Annotated in this window: 21 protein-coding genes; 6 read left to right on the top strand and 15 right to left on the bottom strand. The window is 67.5% G+C overall.

Features of this window, described 5'->3' with window-relative positions; genetic code table 11:
* Positions 1-18 precede the first annotated feature (18 nt).
* Positions 19-1074 carry an SMP-30/gluconolactonase/LRE family protein gene (locus tag AC1DP9_RS21720; protein WP_477108488.1) on the bottom strand — a complete coding sequence of 352 codons (1056 nt, stop codon included), beginning with the start codon at positions 1072-1074 and terminating at the stop codon, positions 19-21.
* 276 nt (positions 1075-1350) lie between these two features.
* Between AC1DP9_RS21720 and serA the strand changes: the two genes are divergently transcribed.
* Positions 1351-2553 carry a phosphoglycerate dehydrogenase gene (gene serA, locus AC1DP9_RS21715; protein ID WP_092300584.1) on the top strand — a complete coding sequence of 401 codons (1203 nt, stop codon included), beginning with the start codon at positions 1351-1353 and terminating at the stop codon, positions 2551-2553.
* Positions 2554-2769: 216 nt separating this feature from the next.
* Entirely contained in the window at positions 2770-3759 is a 990-nt protein-coding gene (locus AC1DP9_RS21710; RefSeq protein ID WP_441592996.1) for a tripartite tricarboxylate transporter substrate binding protein, read from the top strand.
* A gap of 53 nt (positions 3760-3812) precedes the next feature.
* Here the strand turns inward: AC1DP9_RS21710 and AC1DP9_RS21705 are convergent, their stop codons facing one another.
* Positions 3813-4883: a type IV toxin-antitoxin system AbiEi family antitoxin gene (locus AC1DP9_RS21705; protein WP_477108452.1), complete on the bottom strand. Its 1071-nt coding sequence runs from the start codon at positions 4881-4883 to the stop codon at positions 3813-3815.
* 310 nt (positions 4884-5193) lie between these two features.
* Between AC1DP9_RS21705 and AC1DP9_RS21700 the strand changes: the two genes are divergently transcribed.
* Positions 5194-5460, top strand: a complete 267-nt coding sequence (locus AC1DP9_RS21700; protein WP_441592994.1) for a DUF2188 domain-containing protein — start codon at positions 5194-5196, stop codon at positions 5458-5460.
* Between the two features lie 50 nt (positions 5461-5510).
* Here the strand turns inward: AC1DP9_RS21700 and AC1DP9_RS21695 are convergent, their stop codons facing one another.
* From AC1DP9_RS21695 to AC1DP9_RS21685, 3 genes are all read right to left on the bottom strand, one after another.
* Positions 5511-5804: a hypothetical protein gene (locus AC1DP9_RS21695; RefSeq protein WP_441645372.1), complete on the bottom strand. Its 294-nt coding sequence runs from the start codon at positions 5802-5804 to the stop codon at positions 5511-5513.
* 108 nt (positions 5805-5912) lie between these two features.
* Complete coding sequence (locus tag AC1DP9_RS21690; protein ID WP_477108451.1) at positions 5913-6206, bottom strand: BON domain-containing protein; 294 nt, start codon at positions 6204-6206, stop codon at positions 5913-5915.
* 15 nt (positions 6207-6221) lie between these two features.
* Positions 6222-7868, bottom strand: a complete 1647-nt coding sequence (locus tag AC1DP9_RS21685) for a BON domain-containing protein (RefSeq protein ID WP_477108450.1) — start codon at positions 7866-7868, stop codon at positions 6222-6224.
* Positions 7869-8191: 323 nt separating this feature from the next.
* On the opposite strand from AC1DP9_RS21685, the gene AC1DP9_RS21680 reads away from it, so the two are divergent.
* Entirely contained in the window at positions 8192-8551 is a 360-nt protein-coding gene (locus AC1DP9_RS21680) for a hypothetical protein (protein WP_092300601.1), read from the top strand.
* Between the two features lie 196 nt (positions 8552-8747).
* The gene (locus AC1DP9_RS21675; RefSeq protein ID WP_092300604.1) at positions 8748-9248 is read left to right on the top strand and encodes a hypothetical protein; all 501 of its coding nucleotides are present in this window, start codon (positions 8748-8750) and stop codon (positions 9246-9248) included.
* A gap of 12 nt (positions 9249-9260) precedes the next feature.
* Here AC1DP9_RS21675 and AC1DP9_RS21670 read toward each other — a convergent pair whose 3' ends face one another.
* Positions 9261-9803, bottom strand: coding sequence for a malto-oligosyltrehalose synthase (locus tag AC1DP9_RS21670; RefSeq protein ID WP_092300607.1), 543 nt, complete (start codon positions 9801-9803; stop codon positions 9261-9263).
* 302 nt (positions 9804-10105) lie between these two features.
* On the opposite strand from AC1DP9_RS21670, the gene AC1DP9_RS21665 reads away from it, so the two are divergent.
* Positions 10106-10411, top strand: coding sequence for a hypothetical protein (locus tag AC1DP9_RS21665; RefSeq protein ID WP_092300610.1), 306 nt, complete (start codon positions 10106-10108; stop codon positions 10409-10411).
* A gap of 110 nt (positions 10412-10521) precedes the next feature.
* Here AC1DP9_RS21665 and AC1DP9_RS21660 read toward each other — a convergent pair whose 3' ends face one another.
* The 9 genes from AC1DP9_RS21660 to AC1DP9_RS21620 all read right to left on the bottom strand — a co-directional run bounded on the left by AC1DP9_RS21660 (position 10522) and on the right by AC1DP9_RS21620 (position 25360).
* Positions 10522-11358 carry a BON domain-containing protein gene (locus tag AC1DP9_RS21660; protein WP_477108449.1) on the bottom strand — a complete coding sequence of 279 codons (837 nt, stop codon included), beginning with the start codon at positions 11356-11358 and terminating at the stop codon, positions 10522-10524.
* A gap of 162 nt (positions 11359-11520) precedes the next feature.
* A complete protein-coding gene (locus AC1DP9_RS21655) occupies positions 11521-12897 on the bottom strand; it encodes an MFS transporter (protein ID WP_092300759.1) in 1377 nt (458 codons plus the stop codon).
* A 293-nt stretch (positions 12898-13190) separates the two neighbouring features.
* A complete protein-coding gene (locus AC1DP9_RS21650; RefSeq protein ID WP_477108448.1) occupies positions 13191-13643 on the bottom strand; it encodes a short-chain fatty acid transporter in 453 nt (150 codons plus the stop codon).
* Between the two features lie 126 nt (positions 13644-13769).
* Complete coding sequence (uvrA, locus tag AC1DP9_RS21645) at positions 13770-19652, bottom strand: excinuclease ABC subunit UvrA (RefSeq protein ID WP_477108447.1); 5883 nt, start codon at positions 19650-19652, stop codon at positions 13770-13772.
* Between the two features lie 223 nt (positions 19653-19875).
* A complete protein-coding gene (gene aspT / locus AC1DP9_RS21640) occupies positions 19876-21573 on the bottom strand; it encodes an aspartate-alanine antiporter (protein WP_477108446.1) in 1698 nt (565 codons plus the stop codon).
* Positions 21574-21639: 66 nt separating this feature from the next.
* The gene (locus tag AC1DP9_RS21635; RefSeq protein ID WP_477108445.1) at positions 21640-22230 is read right to left on the bottom strand and encodes a hypothetical protein; all 591 of its coding nucleotides are present in this window, start codon (positions 22228-22230) and stop codon (positions 21640-21642) included.
* The gene (locus AC1DP9_RS21630; RefSeq protein ID WP_454757790.1) at positions 22227-24197 is read right to left on the bottom strand and encodes an alkyl/aryl-sulfatase; all 1971 of its coding nucleotides are present in this window, start codon (positions 24195-24197) and stop codon (positions 22227-22229) included. Before AC1DP9_RS21630 ends, AC1DP9_RS21635 begins: the two co-directional genes overlap by 4 nt.
* A gap of 53 nt (positions 24198-24250) precedes the next feature.
* Positions 24251-25015 (bottom strand): bestrophin-like domain, encoded by a 765-nt coding sequence (locus AC1DP9_RS21625; RefSeq protein ID WP_477108444.1) that lies wholly within the window; start codon positions 25013-25015, stop codon positions 24251-24253.
* Between the two features lie 21 nt (positions 25016-25036).
* Positions 25037-25360, bottom strand: a complete 324-nt coding sequence (locus tag AC1DP9_RS21620; RefSeq protein ID WP_477108443.1) for a calcium-binding protein — start codon at positions 25358-25360, stop codon at positions 25037-25039.
* Positions 25361-25456 lie beyond the last annotated feature (96 nt).

The following is a 25456-nucleotide window of genomic DNA, read 5'->3' as shown; positions in this document are numbered from 1 at the left end:
TTCGATGAATATCGAGAATCAGACCGCGCCGCGCGTCTCCACGTACAGCGCGTACAGCGAGTGGCTGGACGCCATATAGAGGCGGTTGCGCTTGGGGCCGCCAAAGCAGAGGTTCGGGCAGCGTTCCGGCAAGTGGATATGGCCGATGGCCTTGCCCTGCGGATTGAACACGCGCACGCCGTCCAGCTTGGCCGGGTCCGCGCCGGGCGCCCCGCTGCTGCCCCAGCCCGCCCAGATATTGCCATCCACGTCGCACTTCATGCCGTCCAGCGCGCCGGGGCCGTTGGCGTCGATCAGCTTGGTCTTGTTCGACAGACCGCCGTCCGCCGCCACGTCATAGGCCCAGACCACGCGGTGCGGCTGCGCGCGCGCCTCGATCACGTAGAGCTTCTTCTCGTCCGGCGAGAAGCACAGGCCGTTCGGRCCGTTCAGATMGGCAATGACCTGCGTGACCGCGTTGTCTTTCGGATCAATCCGATAGACAGCGTGCGGCAGCTCTGGCGTGGCCTTGTCTCCCTCCCACTCGCCGCCGATGCCGAACGGCGGATCGGAGAACCACAGCGAGCCGTCGGACTTGCAGACGATGTCGTTGGGCGAGTTGAAGCGCTTGCCCTGGTAGCGGTCCGCCAGCACCGTGATGGAGCCGTCGTACTCGGTGCGGGTGACGCGGCGCGTCAGGTGTTCGCAACTGATCAGCCGGCCCTGCTTGTCGCGGCAGTGGCCGTTGCTGAAGTTGGCCGGCTGGCGGAAGACGCTCCACTGGTTGGCGGCTTCGTCGTAGCGAATGATGCGGTTGTTGGGGATATCCGAGAACAGCAGGTAGCGGCCGTCGCCGAACCAGACCGGCCCTTCCACCCAGCGGAAGCCCGTGGCGAGCTGCTCCACGGTGGAACTGAACAGGCGGTATTTGGCAAAGCTGGGGTCGAGGATTTCCACGGCCGCGTCGGGATAGCGCTGGCTCGGCTTGAACTCGAAAGCCTGGGCGAGCGCCCCGCCGCTGGCCGCCGCCGCTGCGGCAGCGCCGCCGGCTTTCAGCAGGGTCCGCCTGCGTGCGTCGAATGGGGTGTCTTGCATCATGTTGTCTCCGTCCTCGTTATAGTTATCGGACATCATATGAGAACAAAAGCGGCGCTGCAAGCATTCGAATAAGGGATGTTGACCGAAATTACCCTAGTTGTACGATGACAAAGACATCTACCCAATGAGGCGCCGCGAGTGGCCCGCGATGCCCACTTCATGAGCACGGGTAAGGGACAGTGATAAGGTGAGCGCATCGACGCGCCAGGCCCTCAGTTCCTCATGGCCGCGCGCCCACAGCATCTCCAACCTCCTGACCCTCGGCAGACCCTCATGGCCACCGCCATCCTCCTCGAAAATATCCACGCCAGCGCCCAGCAAATGCTGGGGCGCCATCAGATCGACGTCGCCACGCAGGGCAAGGCCCTCGCCGGCGAGCCCCTCCAGCAGGCGGTGCAGGGGCACGAACTGCTTGGCATCCGCTCCGCCACCACGCTCACGGCGGAAACCTTCGCCCAGCCCGGCAAGCTGCTGACGGTGGGCTGCTTCTGCATCGGCACCTCGCAGGTCGACCTCGGCGCGGCGGCCCACGCCGGCATTCCGGTGTTCAACGCCCCGTTCTCCAATACGCGCTCGGTGGCCGAACTGGTCATCGGCCAGGCGATCATGCTGATGCGCCGCATCCCCGAGAAAAGCCGCGCGGCCCATCTGGGCGAGTGGCAGAAGTCGGCCAAGGGCTCGTTCGAGATTCGCGGCAAGACCATGGCCGTGATCGGCTACGGCAATATCGGCGCGCAGGTCGGCATCCTGGCTGAAGCCATGGGCATGCGCGTGGTGTTCTACGACATCCGCCCGCGCCTCTCGCTCGGCTCGGCCATGCCCGCCCACACGCTGGAAGACGCGCTGGCGCAGGCCGATGTGGTGACGCTGCACGTGCCCGCCACGCCCCAGACGCGCGGCCTGCTCAACGCGCGGGCGCTTTCGTCCATGAAGCGCGGCGCCATCCTGCTCAACGCCTCGCGCGGCACGGTGGTGGATATTCCGGCCCTCGCCCAGCATCTGGACGATGGCCACCTGGCCGGCGCCGCCATCGACGTGTTCCCGGAGGAGCCGCGCAGCAACACCGATCCGTTCGTCACGCCGCTGCAGGGCAAGCCCAATGTCATCCTGACCCCGCACGTGGGCGGCAGCACCGAGGAAGCCCAGGAGAACATCGGCGTGGAAGTAGCGACCAAGCTCGCCAACTTCCTGGAGACCGGCGCGACCATCGGCGCGGTGAACCTGCCGGAGATCCAGCCGAACCCGCTCGAGGCCCCGGCGCGCATCCTGAACATCCACTACAACCGGCCCGGCACGCTGTCGCACTTCAACCAGGCGCTGGCCGAGATCGGCGCCAATATCGTGGCGCAGCAGCTGCAAACTGCCGGGGATATCGGCTACGCCATCACCGACATCAGCCTGGTGCCGCCGGCCGGCTGGGCCGAGGCGCTGATGCGTGACGATGCCTTCATCCGCACCCGCGTGATCGCCGCCTGACATTCGTCGGGCGCGCTTCCTCCAACGCTCCCCCGGCGCCTCCGGACTTACCCGGAGGCGCCAATGCAGCCGGCGCATGACGTCGATGAAATCGACGGATAGCGGGCTCGCACCTTCTACCAGGCGCCCCGCGCGCCCTGTCTCCCGGTCATACTGCGGCAGATGTATTGCCAGCCGGACAACCACGATCCGGCGTGACGAACCCAAGGAGACAACATGCAACGTCGTACCTTTGTCCGCTTCGCCATGGCCGGCGCCGCCGTGGCCGCCACGGGCGCCGGCATCCTGCCGGGCGTCGCGCAGGCCGCCGATGAATTCCCCACCCGCCCGATCCGCCTGATCGTGCCCTACGGCGCCGGCGGCGTGACCGACCAGGTGGCCCGCGCGCTGGCCGATGCGGCCGGGCGCGAGCTGGGCCAGACCATCGTGGTGGAGAACAAGCCGGGCGTCAGCGGCACGCTGGGCGCCACGCAGATGGTGACCACCGAGCCGGACGGCTACACGCTCAGCATGGCGCCGGTGGTGATCTTCCGCCTGCCGCACGTGCAGAAGATGCGCTACGACCCGCTCAAGGACCTGACCTACGTGTCGATGATCGCGGACTACAACTTCGCGGTGGCGGTGAAGAAGGACGCCAAGTGGCAGACCATGCAGGAGCTGATTGCCGAGGCCAAGGCCGACAAGCGCGGCATCAGCTATGGCACCACCGGCATCTATGGCAGCCAGCATCTGACGATTTCGGAACTGGCGCGCGTCTCCCAGTCGAACTGGACCCACGTGCCCTATAAGGGCGACGCCGAGGCCATCACCGCCCTGCTGAGCGGCTCGTCGGACGTGGCTGTGCTGTCCAACACCCTGCTGCCCTATGTGCAGAGCGGCCAGATGCGGGTGCTGGCCACGCTGTCGGAGAAGCGCGCGGCGGACTTCCCGGACGCCCCCACGCTCAAGGAAATCGGCTATCCGGTCTGGTCGAACTCGCCGTTCGGCGTGATCGGGCCGGCCGGCATGAAGCCCGCGGTGGTCAAGCGGCTTGACGAAGCGTTCCGCAACGCGCTCAAGGACCCCAAGTTCCTGAACGTGACGCGCCAGTACGGCATGATCACCAACTACATGGGCCCCGAGCAGTATTCGGCCTATGCGCAGAAGGCATTCAAGAGCGAGGGGGAGATCATCGCGCGGCTGGCTGCGGCGATGAAGAACCAGTAAGGGAGCCGAGCAGACGAAATTTGAACGAGATCAGGCGACGGCTGGCCGGTGGCCTAGAACCGGTCCAGCACGTCCTTGATGCGCGCCTTGCGCAACTGCGTGGCCTCCGCGAGGTGGTCCGCATCGAGCGTGGCCATCAGGTCGGCATAAACGAGGATGGGCGGCGCCAGGTCCGGCCGGCCCGGCGGCGGGGACTCCAGCCCCTCTACCGATGGGTCCCAGAACGCTTCGAGCACCTCCACCGTGCCGTCCGGGTCCGGCTGCAGCCGGTGTTTCTGGGTCAGCATCTGGAGCGCGCCCGCCATCCGCGCGGGGGCGATATAGAGCGTCTGGCTGGCCGGACGAATCCCGCCGACCATCGCCGCCGCCGCGACCTCGCCACTCCAGTAGCCGCCCAGCTCCGTTGCGTTGACCGCCTGCCACCAGTCCGCCGCCGGCGCACTGAAGCGGCGCGGCTGTAGCCGGTGGCGCAGGATGGTCGGATAGTTGGCCACCCATTCATCGAGCAGCCGGTCCGGCGCGGTGAGGCGCCGCCCCTCGTCCTCGCGCGTCTCCAGCAGCCAGCCGCGCGCGGACAGCCCGTTGAACACCGCCCCCACCGAGCCCAGCGCAATGCCGCTGACCCGGGCGATTTCCCGGTACGTGGCCTGGAGCAGTTCCGGCTGGCACAGCAGCGCGAAGACCATCCGCTGGGAACTCGGGTTGCCGCTGATGCGCACGGCGGGCCGCACCACGCTGTCCGGCGGGGTCTGGCCAATGACGAAGACGAACAATTCCGGGGCATCGAGGAAGGTATTGCCGGCCGTGTCGAGGAACTGGAGCCCCATCTCGCGGCACTGCCCGGCCAGCGCCGGGGTCAGGTAGGTGGTGACGAGCAGGCCCGGCGCGCGCTCCTGCAACTGGGCGCGCACCACGGAGAGGTCCGCGACCGTGCGCACCGAGCGCCGGCACTCCACCGCGTAGCGATGGGCGGCGTCGCCGCGCCGCAGGGAAATGGCGGCCACCGGCGCCTCGCCGCCCGGGTCGCGCCGGCCATGGCGGATGCGGGCCTGCATGCCCGTAGTGCGGTGCAGGGCCACCAGCGCGGCCTCCACCCAGTCGATATCGCCCGCCTTCTGGTCCATGGCTGCGTCCTCCGGGTCGCCGAACGGGAATCGGGAAAAGTAACCCCGATCATGGACCAAAGGACGCCGCTGTTCAACTTTTCGCGCTGTTCAGCCCGATTGAACAGGCGGCGAAACATGAACATGGCGGGGGGCGCGGGCGCTCCCACCACGACGAGATCCGCCCGCGTCACGCGCCAAGCGGCGGCCACCGACAGCCCTGTCAGACAAACGCCGATGCAGCATGCCGGGGTCGCCATCCGAGAATATTGGCAGTCCGCGTGGAGACGGACCTCTCAATAATCGGGAAGCGACCAGGAGCACATTCACCATGCCGAAGAATTTTCACATCGTGCTGAACGACGGCTTTTGGGATCTGCGGGCGGACGGCGTGCCGCGCGCCATCAGCCGTCACAAGACCCGGGACGAAGCCATCCGGGTGGGCCGTGCGGCAGCGGAGCGCCTCAAAGTCTCGCTGCGCGTGGAGGACGAGCAGGCTGAGGCAGCAGACGACGTAGAAGAAACGGAAGAGGCCGAAACATCCAGCCCCTCCACGTTCCAGATGGATTGCGGGATTGCGCGCATGGCTGCGGCCTGAGGCCCATCCCCCCGTCCTGTGACAACGCCCCCTCGGGGGCGTTTTTCATGTCAGGAGCGGTTGTCCACGGGCGGCGCATCGGGGTCGCGGCTGCCGGGGTCGTGGAGGTCCTGCTCCCCCACGCCGGGCGGCGCGTTGCCCCGCTCGTCCGGCTTGCCCCGCTCCGCCTGCGGGTTGGACTGCGGGCCCGAGGGCTCGGCATTGGACTGCGGGCTGGATTGCGGGCTGGATTGCGGCGCCTGCGGGTTCTCGCCACGCTGGCCGGCATCGGCGCCAATCGCGTCATGGTTGCGACGACGGTCGCGGTTGCGCCGGCGGCGCGTTCCTGCATAGGCGAATGGCATGGGCGTCTCCTTCTTCTTGCTGTGATACGGATGGTCGTCCTGCGTTGCAACGTCCGGCTTGATTCGTTCCGCGTTAAGGTTCCGCGTTCAGTCTTTCCGCGCTTTCCGCTAGCGGCCTGCCGAAGACCGGTCAGGCGCCACGCGGACGCGGTTCTCCACGGCGCGCACGCCGGGAATCCGGTCGATGGCGTCCTCGACGCGCGCCCGGTCAGCCCGGGTGCCGATGGCGCCTTCCAGCGTCACCGCGCCCTCTTGCACGGTCACCGACACCTCGCTCACATCGATCCCGCTGCGCCAGAGGCGCTCGCATAACAGGTCATGCAGCGACGCATCGGAGCGCACGCGCGTGGCGCGCTGGCTGCGGTCGGCGCCCGCGCCGGGCGCCGTATTCAGTTCACTCATGGTGGCTCCCTTCCATCAGGTGGACGATTTTCCGGGTGGGGTCGAACCGGACTGCGGATCTGTGCCCGTGGGCGCCTTGCCGGTCCGGCCGGCCTCCAGTGCGCTGGTGTAGCCGCTGGACGAGGAACCGGGGGTGGTGCTCGCACTGCCCGAGCTGCCCGAGCTACTCAAACCGCCGAGACGGCTGCCCGATTGCATGCCCGATTGCATGCCCGATTGACTGCCCGATTGGCCTCCCGCTTCGCGCTGCACCCGCAACTGGTTCTGCACGTCCTTCACGCCGAACACATCGTCGGCAATATCCTCGATGCGGTACTTCTGCTGGCGGTCCATCACCGAGCCGCTCAGCGTGATCACGCCGCCAGATACCGTCACCTCCACGTCGCGGACGTTGAGGCGGCCGCTGTGGGTCAGGCGTTCGCAGAGGTCTTCGCGGATACGTTCATCCGACCGCTGGTAGCCCTTGGGCGCCACGCGCTGGGCACGCGCCGCCGCCGAGCCGCCCGCGCCGCCATAGCCGCGATTGAGCGAGCTACGCTCGTTGGCACCGGTGAACTGCTCGTAGGCCTGGTCGTCGCGGTCGTAGCCGGCCCGGTCGAACCCGGCCGAGCGGCTGGCGCCGCCATAGCCGCGTGATCCGGCGGACTGGCCGCCCCAGTTACGGGTGCCCTGCTGCCCGGCGGATGGCTCGTAGTCGGACACGCCATAGGCGCCGGGATAGTGGGTCCGCATATCCGGCGAATGCCCCGGCTCATCCCACGGCGCGCCGCCGCTGCGTGACGCGTCAGGCCACTGACCGCTCATCTGGCGATTGCGCTCCTGCATGCGCGGGTTCTGCTGTTGCATGCTGCGGCTCCGCTGCTGGCTTTCCCAGCCGCCGCGTGCGCCGCCCTGGCCCCGGCCCTGGCCCCATTCGTCACCCTGGCTGCCTTGCTGGCTCGACCATTCGCTGCCACGGCCGGCACGCCCTTGCTGATGCCAGTCGCCCCAGCGCTCACGCTCGCCCGAGCCGACAAAGCGCTCGCGCGATCCAGATCCGCGCTGCTGGCCTTCGCCATACTCGCCGTAGCGGCCTTCGCCATAGCCGGCGGGGCCGCCCTGATCCCGCCCGCCGCCGGGGTTCCAGCCCTCGCCGGCGCGGTTGCCGCCGTAGCGGTGCGCTTCCATGCGGCGCGGGTCACCGCCATAGCCGCTGCGCTGGCCGTATAGCGACGAGGGGTCCTCGCCATAGCGTTCGCGTTCGCCCCGGCTACGCTCGTTCTGCTCGCTGCCGTAGCGCTCCGATTGACCCTGATAGCCGCCGTAGCCGCTTCCCGTCCGCACGGAGGATTCCTGCGAGGTGCTCTGGTTGCTGCCCTGCTGGTTGCCGCCCTGTTGGCCGCTGCCCTGCCAGTCGCTGCCGCCGCCCTGCTGCTGGCTGGGGCGCCCTTGCCAATCGGAGCCGCCGCCTTGTTGCTGATTCCCTTGCTGCTGATGGGACAGCCAGTTGCCGCTGTCGGCCTGTTGCTGGCGCTGCCAGTGGCTGCCGCCCTGATTCTGCCAACCGGCGCGCTGGGTGCTGCCGCGTTGGTCGTCGGTGTTGCGATCGTCGTCGCGGTCACTGCCGTAGCCGCCCGAGGTGCGGTCGTCGGACCCGCCACCCCTGTAGTTGCCCTGGTTCATGTGGATCTCCGGTTGATCATCGATCGCGGCGCCCTCTCTTGCCACGCCACGCCGCCGTGCTTCTCTCGTGCTTCTCAACCGGGACGCAAATTCCATACCGCGCGCCACAGCACGGCCCGTGCGGCCCACGGCGCACGCCCGGCGTCCTCGTACCCATCTCCGACCTTTCCCCTTTTACATGCCGATATAAAACGTGCAAAACCCAGCACCGGCGGCAAAGTAGTCGATGTCCTACATGCGTTTCAGGCATCGCCCCCAAGTGGCAGGCGGCCGTCCCGAATATCGTGGAACTACCGTGAGGACACAATCTTGGAGAAACCGACATGAAACGCACGCTTACCGCAACCGCCCTCGCCCTCAGCGCGCTGATCGCGATGCCTGCCATGGCCCAGGGGGGCGGCCAGGCCCCCGTCTCGCCGAACGTGCCGAACCCGAGCGCGCCGCCGGCCCCTGAAGGCCCCAGCACGCAGCGCGGCACCTTGCCTTCTGCCACCCAACCCGGCAGCAGCGGCACGATGAGCAGCGGCTCGACCATGCACAAGGACAGCACGACCACCAAGAAGGACTCCACGGCACGTTCGAAGAAGCCGCGCGAGCAAGGCGCCCCCGCGGTGCCGACCGCCGACGCACCATCCGGCCCGAAGGGTGACTCGCCGGACCCGGCGCCGGGCACCAAGCGCTAAGTTCGCGCCAAGCCCGCCGACCGGTCATCACCCGCGCCGCCCCCTGCGTTTGCAGGCGGGCGGCGTTTTGCGTGCATTCAACTCAGATCTGCACGAAATTTCAGGGCGATATGGATAGGGCTTTGGTCCCGGAACGGCTACCGTCTCCTACAGTGAGACATGACAAGACAACTGCAAGGACATGACGGAGACGTAGATGGATGCATTGACTACTACACTCGCCCGACTGAGCCGCCATGCCCAGTCGTGCGCAGAGTCGTTGTCCGCCGTGGCCGCTGCGGCGTCTGACCCGCAGATGCGCGCCGTGCTGGCGCATCGGGCGAACATGCAGCGCTGTGCGGCAGCCGAACTGGCCGTCCGGGCCGGCGCCAGTCTGGGCGACGGACACGGTACTTCGCACGGCTCTGCCGTGCCCCCACCGCGGCGCGATACGCCGGGCAGCCCCGGCACGCCCTCGCCGGACGCCGGCGAGTTGCTGCTGCTGCGCCACGCGGCACAACAGGCCGGCCGCGCGGCCAGCGCCTATGGCGCACTGCTGCGCGAGCCGATCGACGATCCGGACCTGCGGTTGCTGCTCGCCCATTACTACCGGGGCGCCACGGAATTGCAGCGGCTGCTCGAGCATCGCGTAGCCGAGTTCTCTCCCGCGCGGGCCGCAGGCATGACGTCGCGGCGGATGAGTCCGCCGCTGCACTAGGAGGGCAGCGCCCTAACCTTGCGGATAGCCGGCGCGCAGCAGCCCCGCCTGGCGCGGCGCGGTCAGTTCCTGCTGCGGCTGGTACGGCCGGATCACCAGCGCCACATAGTCGTCGTCCTTGGGCGACACCACCAGGTACACCAGACCCGACATGACCAGGGCAACCTCGCCCAACTGCGCGGCGATGCGCGCGGCAATGAAGCGCTGGAGCAGCACCGGGTCCACGGTGGCGTCGATGGCAAGCGCGGCCGTGCAGATCGTCATCAGGCACTGTTCCACGGCGCGGCAGACCACCACCACCTCGTCGATGGCGTACCCGGTGTGGGCCGCGCGCACGAGCACGGAAATGCCCTCGCTGGTCTTGGCGCGATGCCAGCCGGGTTTGGCGCGGAAATCGGGCAGCGCGAGGCGAGACCCGGCGCCCGTCGCCACGGCGTTGAACTGGTGGGCGAAGTCGCGCGGACTGATGGAGAGCAGTTGTTTTTCCACGGGCGTGGAGGAGACGGCTACCGACGAGGCCAGGCTCATCGTCACCAGGATGCCGGACAAGTTCATCGTGATCTCCCTGGCTGACGCCTGGCGGTGCCCTGCACCGCGTAGGTCACGCAGCCCACCATCCCTGAGCAATTGGCATTCCAGCCTCTGGCGGGCGGTCTGCGTGGCGAATGTGTGTCGCGGTCCCCTGCCTCGAACTATAGGCGGCGGCGGGTCTTGGTGAAAACCCTAAACCTTCGCCCCTGCCGTTGCGCATGCCGGCCGCCCCGCCGAGCGGGATGTGCCGACTGGCATGCAACTTGCCGCCCTTCTTGTCGAAGGACATGTGAACCGACCATGAATCGATCATCAGGAGCCCCATCATGAGCAAGACGTCCCGCCATCCGCATGACACGCCCTCCCGACGAGGGGACCAGACCGGCGCCAGCGACCCCGAGAGCATCCCCAGCACGCTCGATCCCAACCTGGACACCGATGCCAGCGACCTGGAACGGGAGCTGGGCCAGGCCGAGCGCGACCTCCACGTGGCCGAGGAAGACAATCCCGAGGACGAGATCTCCGACGAAGTGCAGCGCGCCGCCGAGTCCCTGCCGTCCGACACTCCGGTCGACCGGGCCGACCAGACCGACAAGCGCATGGAAAATCCGCCGAACGGCAGCGATCTCTAGGGTGCCCGTCTCCGGGCCATCCCATGAAAAATGCCCCGGCGAACCGGGGCATTGTCTTTCGCGAGGGGGGCAAATCGGACTAGTTCGACACTAGTTCGACACTAGTTCGATTATTCCGAGGCCAGCACGCCATACGGGCGGATGTGGAGCTTGTTGATCACATCCGTCACGCCGAAGGTGTCATCGGCAATGTCTTCCACCTCGTACTTGATGCGCCGATTGTCCACCGAGCCGGTCAGGGTGACGATGCTGCCCATGACCGTGACGTCCACTTCGCTCACGTCGAGGCCCGACTGATGGGCCAGCCGCTCGCACAGTTCCTCACGGATGCGCTCGTCGGTACGGGTGTAGTTCTTCGGTCCCACCCGGCGCGAATAGCCATAGGGCGACCGCTCCTGCCCGAACGACTGGTCACCGCGTGAGCGCTGGCGGTAGTTGCGGCCGGCCTCGGCCTCGTAGCCGCGCTGGGGCTGGGGCTGGGGCTGGTAGGGCTCGTAAGGGGGATTGGGGTCGGCGCGCCGGGCGGGCGTGGTGCCGGGCGAGCGCGAGGCGGCCTGATAGCCATCCTCATAGCCGCTGCTGTAGGCGGTCACGTAGCCGCGGTTGTGCGGCGTGCTCTCGTCGCGGTTCTCGTCGTAGGTGGAGCGTGCTGGATAGTAGACCGGGCCGCCACGTGCCTGGTTGCCCTGCCGGCCCGATTCCGTGCCCCATGCCGTACGGTCGCGCCGCCAGGCGCCATCGTCGCGCACATTGTCGTCGGGCGCGTTCCAGCCGTTGTCGCTGGCGTCATAGGGATTGCGGTCGCGCGTGTTGCCGTACCGGCCGCCCGACAGGTCGCGTTCCCGCCAGTTCCGATCATCGCCCGGTACGTGACCGTAGCCTTGCTCCGAGCCGCCGTAACGCTGGTCCGGCCACCGGCGTCGGCCATAGTCGTCTGATCGCTTCATTGCGTTCCTCCATGGGCTGGGGCGCGAGACGCGGCCCCGATACGGAAGAAGCGGCAAGTTTCATACCGAGCGCGGCAGGCGCCCGGTGTGGCGAATCATCCACCTACGGCATGCAGTTTCTACAAGCTGTGCGCGCACAAAGCGGCGCCGCTTAATTCCTGATTATTTGCCGGCGGCCCGCATCGCGGCGCTGTCCGCGCTGTCCGCACTTTGCGGCGTCACCAGCCGCAGGCCGCTGGCGATGGCCGCCAGCCCGGCAAAACCGGCGCCGAGCGACAGCGCCAGGGTCGGCCCATGCTCGCCGGCAATGCTGAACGACAGCGCCACCAGCGCAGCGCCCGTGGCCTGACCGATCAGGCGCGCCGTGGCAATCACCCCGCTGGCACCGCCCGAGCGCTCGCGCGGCGCGCTGCCCATCAGTGCCTTGAGGTTGGGCGACTGGAAGAAACCGAAGCCAGCCCCGCAGATCGCCATGCGGATGCCGATGTTCAGCGCGCTGGCATCCGCCGGCATCATCGCCAGCGACGCCATGCCGACCGCCATGACGGCCAGCCCCACCCCGCCGAGCAGGCCGGGCGGATAGCGGTCAGACAGGCGCCCCGCCAGCGGCGCCATCAGCGCGACCACGGCGGACCACGGCGTCAGGAGGAAGCCGGTTTCCACCGGATTGCGCCCCAGCACATGCTCGAAATAGAACGGCAGCGACACGAAGGCCAGCCCCTGCGCGGCGAACGAGCAGACGGCGGTCAGCGTGGACAGCGCGAACATCGGCCGACGGAACAGGTCCACCGGCAGCATCGGGGCCGGATGACCGCGTTCGCGGCGCAGCAGCAGCACGAAGGCGATGAGGAACACCACGGCGGCTGCCACCACGTATTCCACCGGCTCGCGCTGCACGCCCTCGCCGAGCGCGAAGATCAGCGCCGCGAAGGTAATGACGTTGAGGATGGCCGCCACGGGGTCGAAGCCATGCGTGCTGCGCTTGCTCTCCGGCAGCGAGCGCCAGCCGATGGACAGCGCCAGCAGCCCGATCGGCAGGTTCACGGCGAACAGCCACGGCCAGGTGCCGAACGAGAGGATGACGGACGCCACGGTCGGCCCGACCGCGAACGACACCCCGACGATCAACGCGTTCAGCCCCAGCCCGCGCCCAAGCCGGTGCATCGGAAAAATCGCCGAAATCAGCGCCGTGTTCACACTCATGATGGCGGCGGCGCCGATGCCCTGCAGCGCCCGCGCGGCAGCCAGTGACGGCAGCGACCACGCCATCGCGCAGATCACCGACGAGATGACGAAGACGATCACCCCGCTCAGATACATGCGCCGGTGACCGACGATGCCGCTCAGCGCGGCGAACGGCAGCAGCGTGGCCACCATCGCCAGTTGGTAGGCGTTGATGATCCAGACCGAGGCCTGCGGGGTGCTGCGCAGGTCCGCCGCGATGGCCGGCAGCGCGGTATTGGCGATGGCCGTGTCGAGCGTGGCCAGCGCCACCGCGATCATGATCGCCGCCATGCCGCGCTTCTCGCGGGGCGTCATGGCGTTGTCGAGCGGGGGCTGCGTGGCCGGGCTGGGCGGCGCGGAGGACGGCTGGCTGGCGGGGGTCTGCACGGTCGGATTACCAGTAGGGGCGATCGGGGCGAAGGCGCCGGACGGGGGGCCGTCCATGTCGCCAGATCGAGACAATACGGGAAAACGCGCGGGCCTGCTGAAGCCGCTTCAGCGTCCGCTTAATAGATCAGAGGGAAGTTGCCGGGAGATCGCGGCCGATGGGAAGAGGTTCCCCACCGTTAGCGGCGCGATATCAGCGAAATGCTGGATAAGTCAACGATTCAGTACCGCATCTGCACGTCGTCCACGCGGCTGGTGCGCGTGTTGAACAGGCAGGTGTAGCGGAAGGCCATGGCCGAGTCCGAGGCATCGGGCTCAAAGGTGCCCTCGCCGTTGACGCCGGTCTGCGTGCTGGTCTGCTGATAGATCCGCTCACGGTCCGGCATCATCATCACGCTGCCGGGCTGCGGATAGCGCTGCTTGACCGCGTTGGTGACGGCCTTTTCGCAGGCGTTGCCGGCGGCTTCCATCTGCGAACGGCTCAGGCCACCGGAGCCGCCGTAGGTGACGCCCGGCGCCGGTGTAATCGTGGTGGAGGGTGACGCAGGCATGCGCTGCGGCGGGGCCGGGGGCGGCGTGGTGCACGCCGCCAGCAAGGCGACTGTGGCCAGCCCGAGGCTGGCCAACGGCACATCAGACAAACGAGAAAGAAAGCGTGATGAAAAACGGGGCATCGGGTCGGTTCCGGTATCGGCTACGGACCGTCGGATGACGGGGATATCGGAACGACTCTATGCCAGGAATGCAGTGGGAGCAACCTGGATCAGGTCTTTTTCATCACATTCACGCTTATTCCACCCTCATTCCACTGCGATCCCCCGCTTTTCCTGCTCGGCGCCTTCGTGGGGTTCGCGCGCCAGCACCGGCACCAGCGCCGCGCCGGTATGGCTCGCCGCGTTTCGCGACAGCGTCTCCGGGTCCGACGCGCCGACGATGGTGCCGCCGGCCGCCCCACCCTCCGGGCCGAGATCGATGATCCAGTCCGCTTCGGCAATCACGTCGAGGTCATGCTCGATCACCACCACGCTGTGCCCGCCATCGGTCAGCCGGTGCAGCACGCGAATCAGCCGCGCCACATCGGCCATATGCAGGCCCACGGTCGGTTCATCGAGCACATACAGCGTGTGCGGCGCCTTCTGGCCCCGGCGCGTGATGTCGTCACGCACCTTCGACAGCTCCGTCACCAGCTTGATCCGCTGCGCCTCCCCGCCAGACAGCGTGGGCGATGGCTGTCCCAGCGTCAGGTAGCCGAGGCCGACATCCTTCATCAGTTGCAGCGGATGGGCGATCTGCGTGATGGCGCCGAAGAACTCCACCGCCTCGTCGATCTCCATGGTCAGTACATCGCCGATATTCTTGCCGCGCCAGGTCACCGCCAGCGTCTCCGGGTTGAAGCGCTGGCCATGGCAGACGTCGCACAGCACCTTCACATCGGGCAGGAAGCTCATGCCGATGGTGCGCACGCCCTGGCCCTCGCAGGCCGGGCAGCGCCCGTCGCCGGTATTGAACGAGAAGCGCGAGGCGCTGTAGCCGCGCGCCTTGGCCTCCAGCGTCTCCGCAAACATCTTCCGGATCGCGTCCCAGACACCGATATAGGTGGCCGGGCACGAGCGCGGCGTCTTGCCGATGGGGGTCTGGTCGACCTCCAGCACGCGATCGATGGACTCCCAACCGCTGATCGACGTGCAGCCATGCCACGCATGCGCCACATTCAGCGCGCGCGTGGCCGTAGGCTTGCCGGCCTTCTCGGCGGCAGCCCGGGCCCGGCGCGTGGCCGGCGACGACATTACCGAGCGCCCCACGGCGTCCAGCAGGTTGGTCATCAGCACGTCCCGCGCGAGCGTGGACTTGCCCGAGCCGGACACGCCGGTAATCGCCACCAGACGCGCCAGCGGAATCCGCGCCGTGACATGGCGCAGGTTATGTAGATGCGCACCCTCCACGGTCAGCCATTGCGCCGGCTCGGCTTCCCGGCCCGCGCGCGCCGGCCGCACCGCGCGGCGCGGCTGAAGCGGATGGATGATCGGCCGCGCCAGGAACTGGCCCGTGGTGGAGTCCGGCGCGGCGGCCAGCGCCGCCACCCCGCCCTGCGCCACGAGATGCCCGCCGCGCTTGCCGGCGCCGGGGCCAATATCGATGATGTGGTCGGCACGGCGGATGGTGTCCTCGTCATGCTCCACCACCACCAGCGTGTTGCCCTTGTCGCCAAGCTTGCGCAGGGCGTCCAGCAGGATCTGGTTGTCGCGCGGATGCAGGCCGATGGTCGGCTCGTCCAGCACGTAGCACACGCCCTGCAGGTTGCTGCCGAGCTGCGCCGCCAGGCGGATGCGCTGCGCCTCGCCGCCCGAGAGGCTCGGCGCGGCCCGGTCCAGGCTCAGGTAGCCCAGCCCCACTTCTTCCAGGAACTGCAGCCGGCTGGCGATTTCCGACACCACGTCGCGCGCGATCTCGGCATCGCGGCCCTTGAGCCGCAGGCCGTCCACCCAGCGCCGCGTATCGGACACGGTCCATTGGGCGACATCGGTAATCGCGCTGGCCTCGAAGGTCACCGCGCGCGCCACCGGGTTCAGCCGCGTGCCGCTGCAATCGGCGCAAGGCGTATCGCCCACGCCTTCCGGCTCCTGCTCCTCGGACGGCAGGCTTTGCTCGCGCCCGCGGTTGTCGTCGGCGCCAAGCACCGTGTCGTCGTATGCCGCGCGCTGCTCGCGGGTCAGCGCCAGCCCCGTGCCCACGCAGGTGGTGCACCAGCCATGCTTGCTGTTGTACGAGAACATGCGCGGATCGAGTTCCGGGTAGCTCGTGCCACAGACCGGACAGGCGCGCTTCGTCGAAAACACCTTGGTTTCGCCGACGTGGCGGGTGCCGTTGCCATCGTGGATGGCGTCGTGCAGCCCATCCAGCGGCGCCAGCAGGTGCATCACGCCCTTGCCCACCTCCAGCGTCTGGTCCAGCAGCGCACGCAGCGCCGCCTCGTTATCCGCCGAAATCACGATGTCACCCACCGGCAGTTCGATGGTGTGCTCGCGGAAGCGGTCCAGGCGCGGCCATGGGTCCACCGGCAGGAATTCGCCGTCCACGCGCAGGTGGGTGTTGCCGCGCGCCTTGGCCCACTTGGCCAGATCCGTATAGACGCCCTTGCGGTTCACCACCAGCGGCGCCAGCAGGCCCACATGCTGGCCGCGATGGTCGCGCAGCAGTTGCGCCACGATGGACGCCGCGCTCTGCGACGTCACCGGCGCGCCGTCATGCACGCAGTGCTGGATGCCGAGCTTCACGTACAGCAGGCGCAGGAAGTGCCAGACCTCGGAGGTCGTCGCCACCGTGCTCTTGCGGCCACCGCGCGACAGCCGCTGCTCGATGGCCACGGTCGGCGGAATGCCATACACCGCGTCCACCTCCGGCCGCCCGGCCGGCTGCACGATCGAACGCGCATAGGCATTCAGCGATTCCAGATAGCGGCGCTGGCCCTCGTGGAACAGGATGTCGAAGGCCAGCGTGGATTTGCCCGAGCCCGAGACGCCCGTAATCACGTTGAACTTCCCGTGCGGGATATCGACATTCAGCGATTTCAGGTTGTGCTCGTGCGCGTTGACGATGCGCACCACTCCCTCGCCCTCGATGGCCCGGCGCGCGCGCTTGGCCTGCAGCGCGGCTTGCAGCGGCAGGCCGTGCTCGGCCATCTCGGCGCGCTCGGCGGCCAGCGTGCCGGCCTCGCCCATGGCCTGGTCATACTGGATCAGCGCATGGCCGGTATGCGAGTGTTCGCAGCCCTTGACGTCCTCGGGCGTGCCCACGCACAGCACCTCGCCGCCGGCGTCGCCGCCTTCCGGGCCCAGGTCGATCAGCCAGTCCGCCGCGCGAATCACGTCCAGGTTGTGTTCGATCACGATCAGCGAATGGCCGCCGTCCAGCAGCTTGCCGAACGCGCGCATCAGCTTGGCGATGTCGTCGAAATGCAGGCCGGTGGTGGGTTCGTCGAACATGAACAGTCGCCGGGGCAGGATCACCGCCTTGCGGTTCTTCACCGGCTGGGTCTGCGCGGTCTCGGCCAGGAAGCCGGCCAGCTTGAGCCGCTGGGCCTCCCCGCCGGACAGCGTCGGCACGGGCTGGCCCAGCTTCACGTATTCCAGGCCGACGTCGGCAATCGGCGCCAACACGCGCAGGACGGCGGCATCGTCGGCGAACAGCGCCGTCGCCTCGCTGACGGTCAGCTCCAGCACATCGGCCACGCTCAACTGGCGCGGCGGCTGGCCACGCACGGCGCGGGCGATCTTCACCTCTAGCACCTCGGCGCGATAGCGCGTGCCGTCGCAATCGGGGCAGCGCAGGTAAACGTCGCTCAGGAACTGCATCTCCACGTGCTCGAAACCCGAGCCGCCGCAGGTCGGGCAGCGCCCGTCGCCCGAATTGAAGCTGAACGTGCCGGCCGTGTAGCCGCGCTGGAGCGCCAGCGGCGCGCGGGCGAACAGCTTGCGGATCTCGTCGAACGCGCCCACGTAGCTGGCCGGGTTGGAGCGCGCGGTCTTGCCGATGGGCGACTGGTCCACGAAGACCACGTCATCCACCTGCTCGGCGCCGATCAGGTCGCGGAACGCGCCGGGGGACTCGGTGGCCTTGCCGAAATGGCGCGCCATGGCCGGGTACAGCACGTCCTGCAGCAGCGTGGACTTGCCCGAGCCGGACACGCCAGTCACGCAGACCAGCCGGTTCAGCGGAATCTCGACGCTGACATCGCGCAGGTTGTGCTCGGTGGCGCCTTCCAGCCGGAGGCGCGGCGTGTCCGCATCGACCTTGCGCGCCTGCCAGTGCGACGCATCCGTCACAAGGCGCCGCCCGCCGAGGTAGTCCCCGGTCAGCGTGCGTTCATGGCGGATGGCCGCCGGCGTGCCGTCGAAGACGATGTCACCGCCGCGCTCGCCAGGGCCGGGGCCCATGTCGATCAGCCGGTCGGCGGCCAGCATGACCGAGGGGTCGTGCTCCACCACCACCAACGTGTTGCCGGCGTCGCGCAGCCGATGCATCGCCTCGACGATCCGGTTCAGGTCGCGCGGATGCAGGCCGATGCTCGGCTCATCGAGCACGAACAGCGTGTTGACCAGCGAGGTGCCCAGCGCCGTGGTCAGGTTGATCCGCTGGACCTCCCCGCCAGACAGCGTGCGGCTCTGGCGGTCCAGTGTCAGGTAGCCCAGGCCCACGTCGCACAGGTATTTCAGGCGCGTGCGCACCTCGGCCAGCAGCAGCTTGAGGGCGTCGTCGAGCAAGGCGCTCGGCAGCGTCAGATCGTCGAAGAAGCGGCGGATGCGGGCAATCGGCATCAGCATCAGGTCGTGCACGGTCAGGCCCGGCAGCGCCTCCAGCTGGGTGCGATCCCAGTCCACGCCGCGCGGCAGGAAGCGGTGATCCGGCTGGAGCACGGCGTCTGCATTGGCCTTGTCGCCCAGGCGCCAGAGCAGCGATTCGGTCTTGAGGCGCGCGCCGCCGCAGGTTTCGCAGGGCGTGTAGCTGCGGTACTTCGACAAGAGCACGCGGATGTGCATCTTGTAGGCCTTCGACTCCAGGTAGCTGAAGAACCGCATCACGCCGTACCACTGCTTGTTCCACTGGCCGTTCCAGTCCGGCGAGCCGTGGATGACCCAGTGCTGCTCGGCCTCGCTGAGCTGGTTCCACGGCAGGTCGCGCGGAATGCCGGCGCGGGCGGCGTAGCGCATCAGGTCGTCCTGGCATTCCTTCCAGGCCGGCGTCTGCATCGGCTTGATCGCCCCGTCGCGCAGCGATTTGCGGCTGTCGGGAATCACCAGGCCCAGGTCCACGCCGATGACCCGGCCGAAGCCCCGGCAGGTCTCGCAGGCGCCATAGGCGGAATTGAACGAGAACAGCGCCGGCTGCGGGTCCGCGTAGCGGATATCGCTTTCCGGGCTGTGCAGGCCGGTGGAGAAGCGCCAGACCGGGCCGTCGCCGGCGTCGGTCACCACCTGCACGCTCACGCGACCGCCGCCGCGCTTGAGGGAGGCTTCGATGGCCTCCACGGCGCGGGCCTTGTCCACATTGGCGATGCGGAAGCGGTCTGCCACCACGTCCAGCACCTTGCGGCTGCCGGTGGCGGACTCGACCACGCGCTGGCCGTGCACGCGCGTGTAGCCGCTGACGGACAGCCATTGCGCCACTTCTTCCTCGGTGGCCGAGGCCGGCAGTTCCACGGGGAAGGTCACCACCAGCCGGGCGTCGGCAAAGGGCTGGCCGGGCGCGGTGCGGGCGGCCAGTTCGGCGTAGATGGTCTCGGGGGAGTCATGACGCACCGGCAGCGCCGTCTGGCGGTCGAACAGTTCGGCCGCGCGCGCGTAGAGCAGCTTCAGGTGGTCGTTCAGCTCGGTCATCGTGCCGACGGTGGACCGGGAGCTGCGCACCGGGTTGGTCTGGTCGATGGCGATGGCCGGCGGCACGCCGTCCACCTTGTCCACCTGCGGACGGTCCATGCGGTCCAGGAACTGGCGCGCGTAGGCGCTGAAGGTCTCCACGTAGCGGCGCTGGCCTTCCGCGTAGAGCGTATCGAAGACCAGGCTGGACTTGCCCGAGCCCGAGGGGCCCGTTACCACGGTCATCTGGCCCGTGTGCAGGTCAAGGTCGATATTCTTGAGATTGTGCTGACGGGCGCCGCGGATGCGGATCAGGCCATGGTCGGACAATTTTGCCTCGCAAATCAATGGGTTAAGCGCAATGCAGGGGGCGGACGCACCGCCGGAGCCCACCATCGTACTCCGATCGGCTCGGCGAATTACGATGGCTTCGCAGGCCCCGGCGGGGTCTGGTGTGGCGCTACTATACTGTACAAACGTACAGTATGTGGAGCGCGGCTTGCTGCGGCAGAGTGCGCAGCGGAGGGAGAGAGAAAATCTGGGCTGGGGACGGCTACCCCAGCCGGTAGGCCAGCGCCACGATGATCGGCCCGAGTACGGGAAGCATCACATTGGCGATGGCATAGGTCACCGTATAGCCGAGCAGCGGCACCGAACTCTGGCTGGCGGCCAGGATGGCGCTGATCGCCGGCGTGCTCACGTGCTGCCCGGCGATGGCGCCAATCAGCAACGGGCCCTCGATCTTCAGGAACACGTGGCCGATCCATAGCGACAGGCAAGCCGGCACGAGCGACACGGCGAGGCCGACCAGCGGCAGCATCGCGCCATGCTCGCGCACCAGCGTGATGGCATCCGGCCCCGCCGACAATCCCACGCTGGCGACAAATATCGCCAAGCCGAGGTCCTTCAGCAACTGGACCGCAGCCGGCGGCATGTCACCCAGCCCGGGCCGCTTGAAGTTGATCCAGCCGAACACCAGCCCGCTCAGCAGCGCCCCGCCGCCGCTGCCGAGCGAGATCGGAATCCCGTACACGGTCACGGACAGCATGCCCACCAGCAGACCCAGCAGGATCCCCACGCAGAGGAAGACGAGATCGGTGGTGTCCACGTGGCGCACGGCCGTGCCCAGCTCCTGCGCGGCCGCGCTCAGCGCCGGGTCGGTGCCGACCAGCGTCAGGCGGTCGCCGTGCAGCAACTGCGTCGCCGGCGTGATCGGCAAGCTCATGCCGGAGCGCATGATCTGCTGCACCCAGACGAAGCGGATATGCCGCTGCGTGGCCGCCCGGGCGAGATCGCCCAGCGTGCGGCCGTTCAGACCGGGCTTGTTGACGATCACCTGGCGTTCGTCGAGCTGGAGCACATCATGGTGGGCAGATGGCGGCAACACCTCCACGCCGACCCGTTCGCCCGCATTGACCAGCCGCTCGCGCACGCCGATCAGGGCGACGATGTCGCCCGCCTCGATCTTCTGGTCCGGGTCCGCCGTGACGGCCTCACTGCCGCGGAACAGGCCCGCGACGAGGGTGCGCCCGCCAATCTGGCGTTCAAGCTGGCCGACGGTCAGCCCGGCGGCCCCTTCGGCGCGATAGGCGCGGCCTACCAGACGCGGGAGCGCCGGTTGCGTGGCCACGTCGTCATCCGAGGCGGCCTCCAGCCGGGTGGCGAGCTCGCGGGACGCCGTCTTCAGGTTGAGCCGCAACAGCATCGGCGCGACCTGACTGGTGAAGAAGACAATGCTGACGAGGCCGACCAGATAGGTCAGCGTGTACGCGGTGGCGATGTTCGATTCCATCCGCGTGGTTTCCGCCGCGCCCAGGCCAAGGTGCTTGAGCGCTTCGGCCGCCGTGCCGACCACGGCCGATTCGGTGGCAGCGCCAGCCGCAAGGCCCGCCGCCGTGCCGGGGTCCAGGCCCATCATCCGCGTGGCGGTGAGTACGATCGAGATAACGGCAATCGCCTCGATCAGCGGCAGCACCATGAAGCGCAGGCTGGAGCGGTTCAGGTTGGCGAAGAACTGCGGGCCGCCGGAATAGCCCATCGCGAAGATGAACAGCGCGAAGGCCACCTCCTTCAGCTCCCCGTGGAGCTGGCAGCCGGTCTGCCCGATCAACAGCGCCACGATCAGCGTGCCGCACACCCCGCCGAGCCCGATCGGCCCGATCTTGAGCTTGCCTACCGCATAGCCGAGGCCGACGGTCACGAACAGGACCGCCATCGGCACGTCGTTGAAGATTCCGACCGAACATTGCATGGTGACCTCTCCAGCGGCCGGCGATTGCAATGCTCGCCGTGCGACGATTGTGCTTCGGGGGGCGGACTAGTGCCGGCTGCTCGCTACATGGCTCGCCAGCGAAGATCCACCCGCCATGGCAAATCGCGCCGCCAGCACCGTCGCCACGCGGGTTTGGGCGGCGGGCTCGCCCACGACCACGACCAGTCCGGCATCCACAGCCTGCGCCCAGCCGATGCGGCCGTCCAGCAAGGCGCGCAGCACGGGTTCCCCGGTCACCACGACCACGTCGCCATCGGCCGGGCCCGCGTCGTGATGCGCATCGGGGGCGGCGTGCCGGCGGCTCGCCGCACCATATCGCGTCCAAAGCCGCGACTCCACCTGCAGCAGCGCCATCGGCGGCAGCTTCGGCCCGGCCGATTCGAGCCGCTGCTCCAGCCTATGTGCCGCATCGTCCGCACGTTCTCGCGCCTGCGCGCCGGTATTGCTTTCGGCAGCAGGCAACCTGCCCGCGCCAATGGCATCGTGAAGCGCGAAGGCCACGCCAATGGAGGCCGGATGCGCGGCGCCGACTTCATCTCCCAGCACGAAGTCGGAGCCGCACGCCGCCACCGTCGTCGGGAGGGGCCCAAGCCACGCTACCAGCGTGGCCATCAACACCGCGGTCGTCGTCTTCATGGCGTCACGATGTTGAACCAGAACGGGAAGGTGTCGAGCAGGGCGAGGAACTCGCTCAGTGCCTCGCGGCGGCCCTCCACCTTCATATCGCCCTTGGCGATGGCGTTCTCGATCGTGGTCTCCTTGAGCTGGATGGCATCGAGCGTCGCTTTCGAGAGCGTGATCTTTGCGTCGGGCTGCGCCAGCGGCTTGCCATAGTTCAGCACCGCGTTCTCGACCGCCAGCCCGTACTGCTTCTTCAGGTCGGTAAAGTCGAGGTTCAGCCCGATCTTCTTGCCAGCGGCCTTCGGCCCGTTCAAGCGAACCGCCAGATAGTCGAACAGCATCTCCGGCGGCATCGCCTTGATGGTGTCCGGGCTCGCGGTCGTCGTCCCGCCGGCCTTGGGCACGCCATTGCGCAGTTCATAGGCGCCCATCAGGTAGACCGAGCGCCATGGGCCGCTCTCCGCCTGGTATCCCAGCTGCTCGAGGGAATCGGCCAGCAGGTCCTTGCCCGCCTTGCCGTTGGGGTTGGCGAATACCACATGCTTGAGGACTTCGGCCGTCCAGCGATAGTCGCCCTTGCTGAAATCCGCCCTGGCGCGCTTGAGCACCGCCGCTTCGCCGCCCATGTACTCCACATATTTCTTGGCGGCCATTTCCGGCGGCAGGTTGTTGAGGTCGGACGGATTGCCGTCGTACCAGCCCATGTAGCGCTGGTAGACCGCCCGGGAGTTGTGGCGCAGCGTGCCGTAATAGCCCCGGTTCGGCCAGAATTTGTCGAGTTCCGGCGGTAGCTTGATCATCTCCGAGATCTCTTCCCCGGTGTAGCCGTTGTTCATCAGGTTGACCGACTGGTCATGCGTGTACTTGTACAGGTCGCGCTGCTTCTTCCAGTAGTCGATGATCTTGGCGTTGCCCCACATCGGCCAGTGGTGGGCCTGGAACTTGAAATCGACATCCTTGCCGTAGGTGTCGATGGTCTCGTTCAGGTAGCTCGACCACTTCAGCGCGTCACGCACCTGGGCGCCACGCAGCGTCAGGATATTGTGCATGGTGTTGGTCGTGTTCTCGGCCATCCACATGCCCCGGAACTGGGGGAAGAACGTGTTCATCTCGGACGGCGCCTCGGTGCCTGGCGTCATCTGGAACACCATCTTCACGCCATCCACGGTGATCTCGGTGCCGGTCTTGCTGATGATGTCCGTGGGGACGATCAGCCCGGCGTCGCCGGTCGACACGGTCTGCCCCAGCCCGCCGTTCACGCCACCGCGCGCGTTGCGGGGCAGCAGCGCCCCATACATATAGACGGCGCGGCGCCCCATCGCATTGCCGGCGATGACGTTCTCGCTGACCGCATGCTCCGTGAAGCCTTCCGGCGCGAAGATCTTGACCTTCCCGGACCGGACATCGGCTTCGTTCACGACGCCGCGCACGCCGCCGTAGTGATCCACGTGCGAGTGGCTGTACACCACGGCCACCACCGGCTTCTGCCCGAGGGTTTTCGTGACGAATTCCAGCGCCGCCTTGGCCGTCTCGGCCGAGATCAGCGGGTCCAGCACGATCCATCCCGTGTCACCCTGCACGAAGGTGATGTTCGACAGGTCGAAGCCACGCACCTGGTAAATCCGGTCCGACACCTTGAACAGTCCGTTCTGCATGCCCAACTGGGCGTTGCGCCACAGGCTCGGATTGACGGTGTCCGGCGCGGCCTTGTCGAGCCCGATGTATTGCTTGTAGGCTTCCAGGTCCCAGACGACGTCGCCCTTGGCATTGCGGATGGTCAGCGTGTCGGGCTTGGCCACCAGACCGCGCTGGGCATCCTCGAAGTCGGCCTTGTCGTTGAAAGGGAGTTCGTTCAGCACGGCCGCGTTCGCTGCCTTGGTCGCTGCCGTCGCGGGCTTGCCGCCAATGGGCTGGGCCTGGGCCCACCCCGATGATGTCCACGCCAATGTCGTCGCGGCGATGAGGAGAGGGGCGAATTTCATGGCTGGTACTCCCGGTTAGGACAAACCAATCAAACAACGGCAACCGATAGACCCTAGCGCTTCAGCGCGGTCTCCAGGTTGTGCAAGTTCTGGGGTGGGACACGAATCAAACCGCCGCGCGGGCTGTCGATGTCCGCGATCAGCGCCAGTGACAGCGATATCGTCATCGGCAGCACCAGCAACAGGGCGGCCTTGGCGCTCTTGGTGCGCGCGCCATAGCCCTGCATCAGGCTGCTAAAGAACGCAATCACGATCATCAGGCACCAGGCCGACACCGGGATCCGGTTCAGCCACGCGGCCTCTGTATAGCCCTGGGAATTGAGGACGTCGTTCATGCCCGACACCACCAGCGACGTGATCGGGGTGGGCTTGTCGCGCGCCACGCCGCGCACCACCTTCCACAGGTCGTCGCCGATTTGTGCCGTGGCCTGCTCGATCTGCTGCAGGGCGTCGGGTTCGCGCGTGCGGTAGTAGAGGATGCGCTGGTCCAGGTAGCGAACCAGCAATGCCTTGATCTGCGCCGTCTCCGGACCCTCCACCAGCTCGGCCCGCAGGAATTCGGTGCCGATCGCGTTGGCCTCTTCTTCCTCCAGGTTCTTGCGCTGGTCATAGCGGCCGACCGCCATGGAGAGCGTGAACCCGATCAGCAGGGCGAGCAGCGTGAGCGTGGCGCCCTGCACGATATTGAAGTCGTCCCGGCTGTCGTCCGCCATCGGCCTGATGCGGCGCAGCACCAGGAATCCGATCCCCGCCGCCAGCGCCATGAGCACGATCATGGCCAGGAAGAGGATGGCCGGATGCCTGGTGAGGTAGGTCATGGGACGATGGCCCGGAAGCCGTCAGTTCAGGCTGCCCGGATCCCGCGCGGCTTTCTGCTGCTTGGCGCGCGCCGCGAAGTAGGCCCCGATCTGCTTCTGCGTGATGCCATTGGTCTTCTTGGTGTCGATCTTGTCGTAATTCTTGAAGACTTCCGGCATGCCGGCCTCGGCCTCTTCGCGGCTCAACTTGCCGTCCTGGTTGGTATCGGCGGCCTTGAATTTCTCGGCGAAGGCGGCCTTGGCCTCCTGCGCGTTGGCCGGTTTTTGCTGCTGCGCACTGGCGGTCGTGGACATGAAGGCGGCAATCGCCGAAAGGCACGCAACGGCTACGAATTTCGAAGTCATGGATGTCTCCCAGATGTGTGTTGTATTCAGCGCTTGCGGCGCGACTGCCTGTGTGACTCTATCGCAGCGTTTTCTGATTAGTACTAAAACTTTTCG

This window comes from Cupriavidus sp. 01L43 (assembly GCF_056399925.1).
The sequence above is the reverse complement of the archived record's forward strand: the minus strand, read 5'-3'. Positions and strand labels throughout refer to the sequence as shown.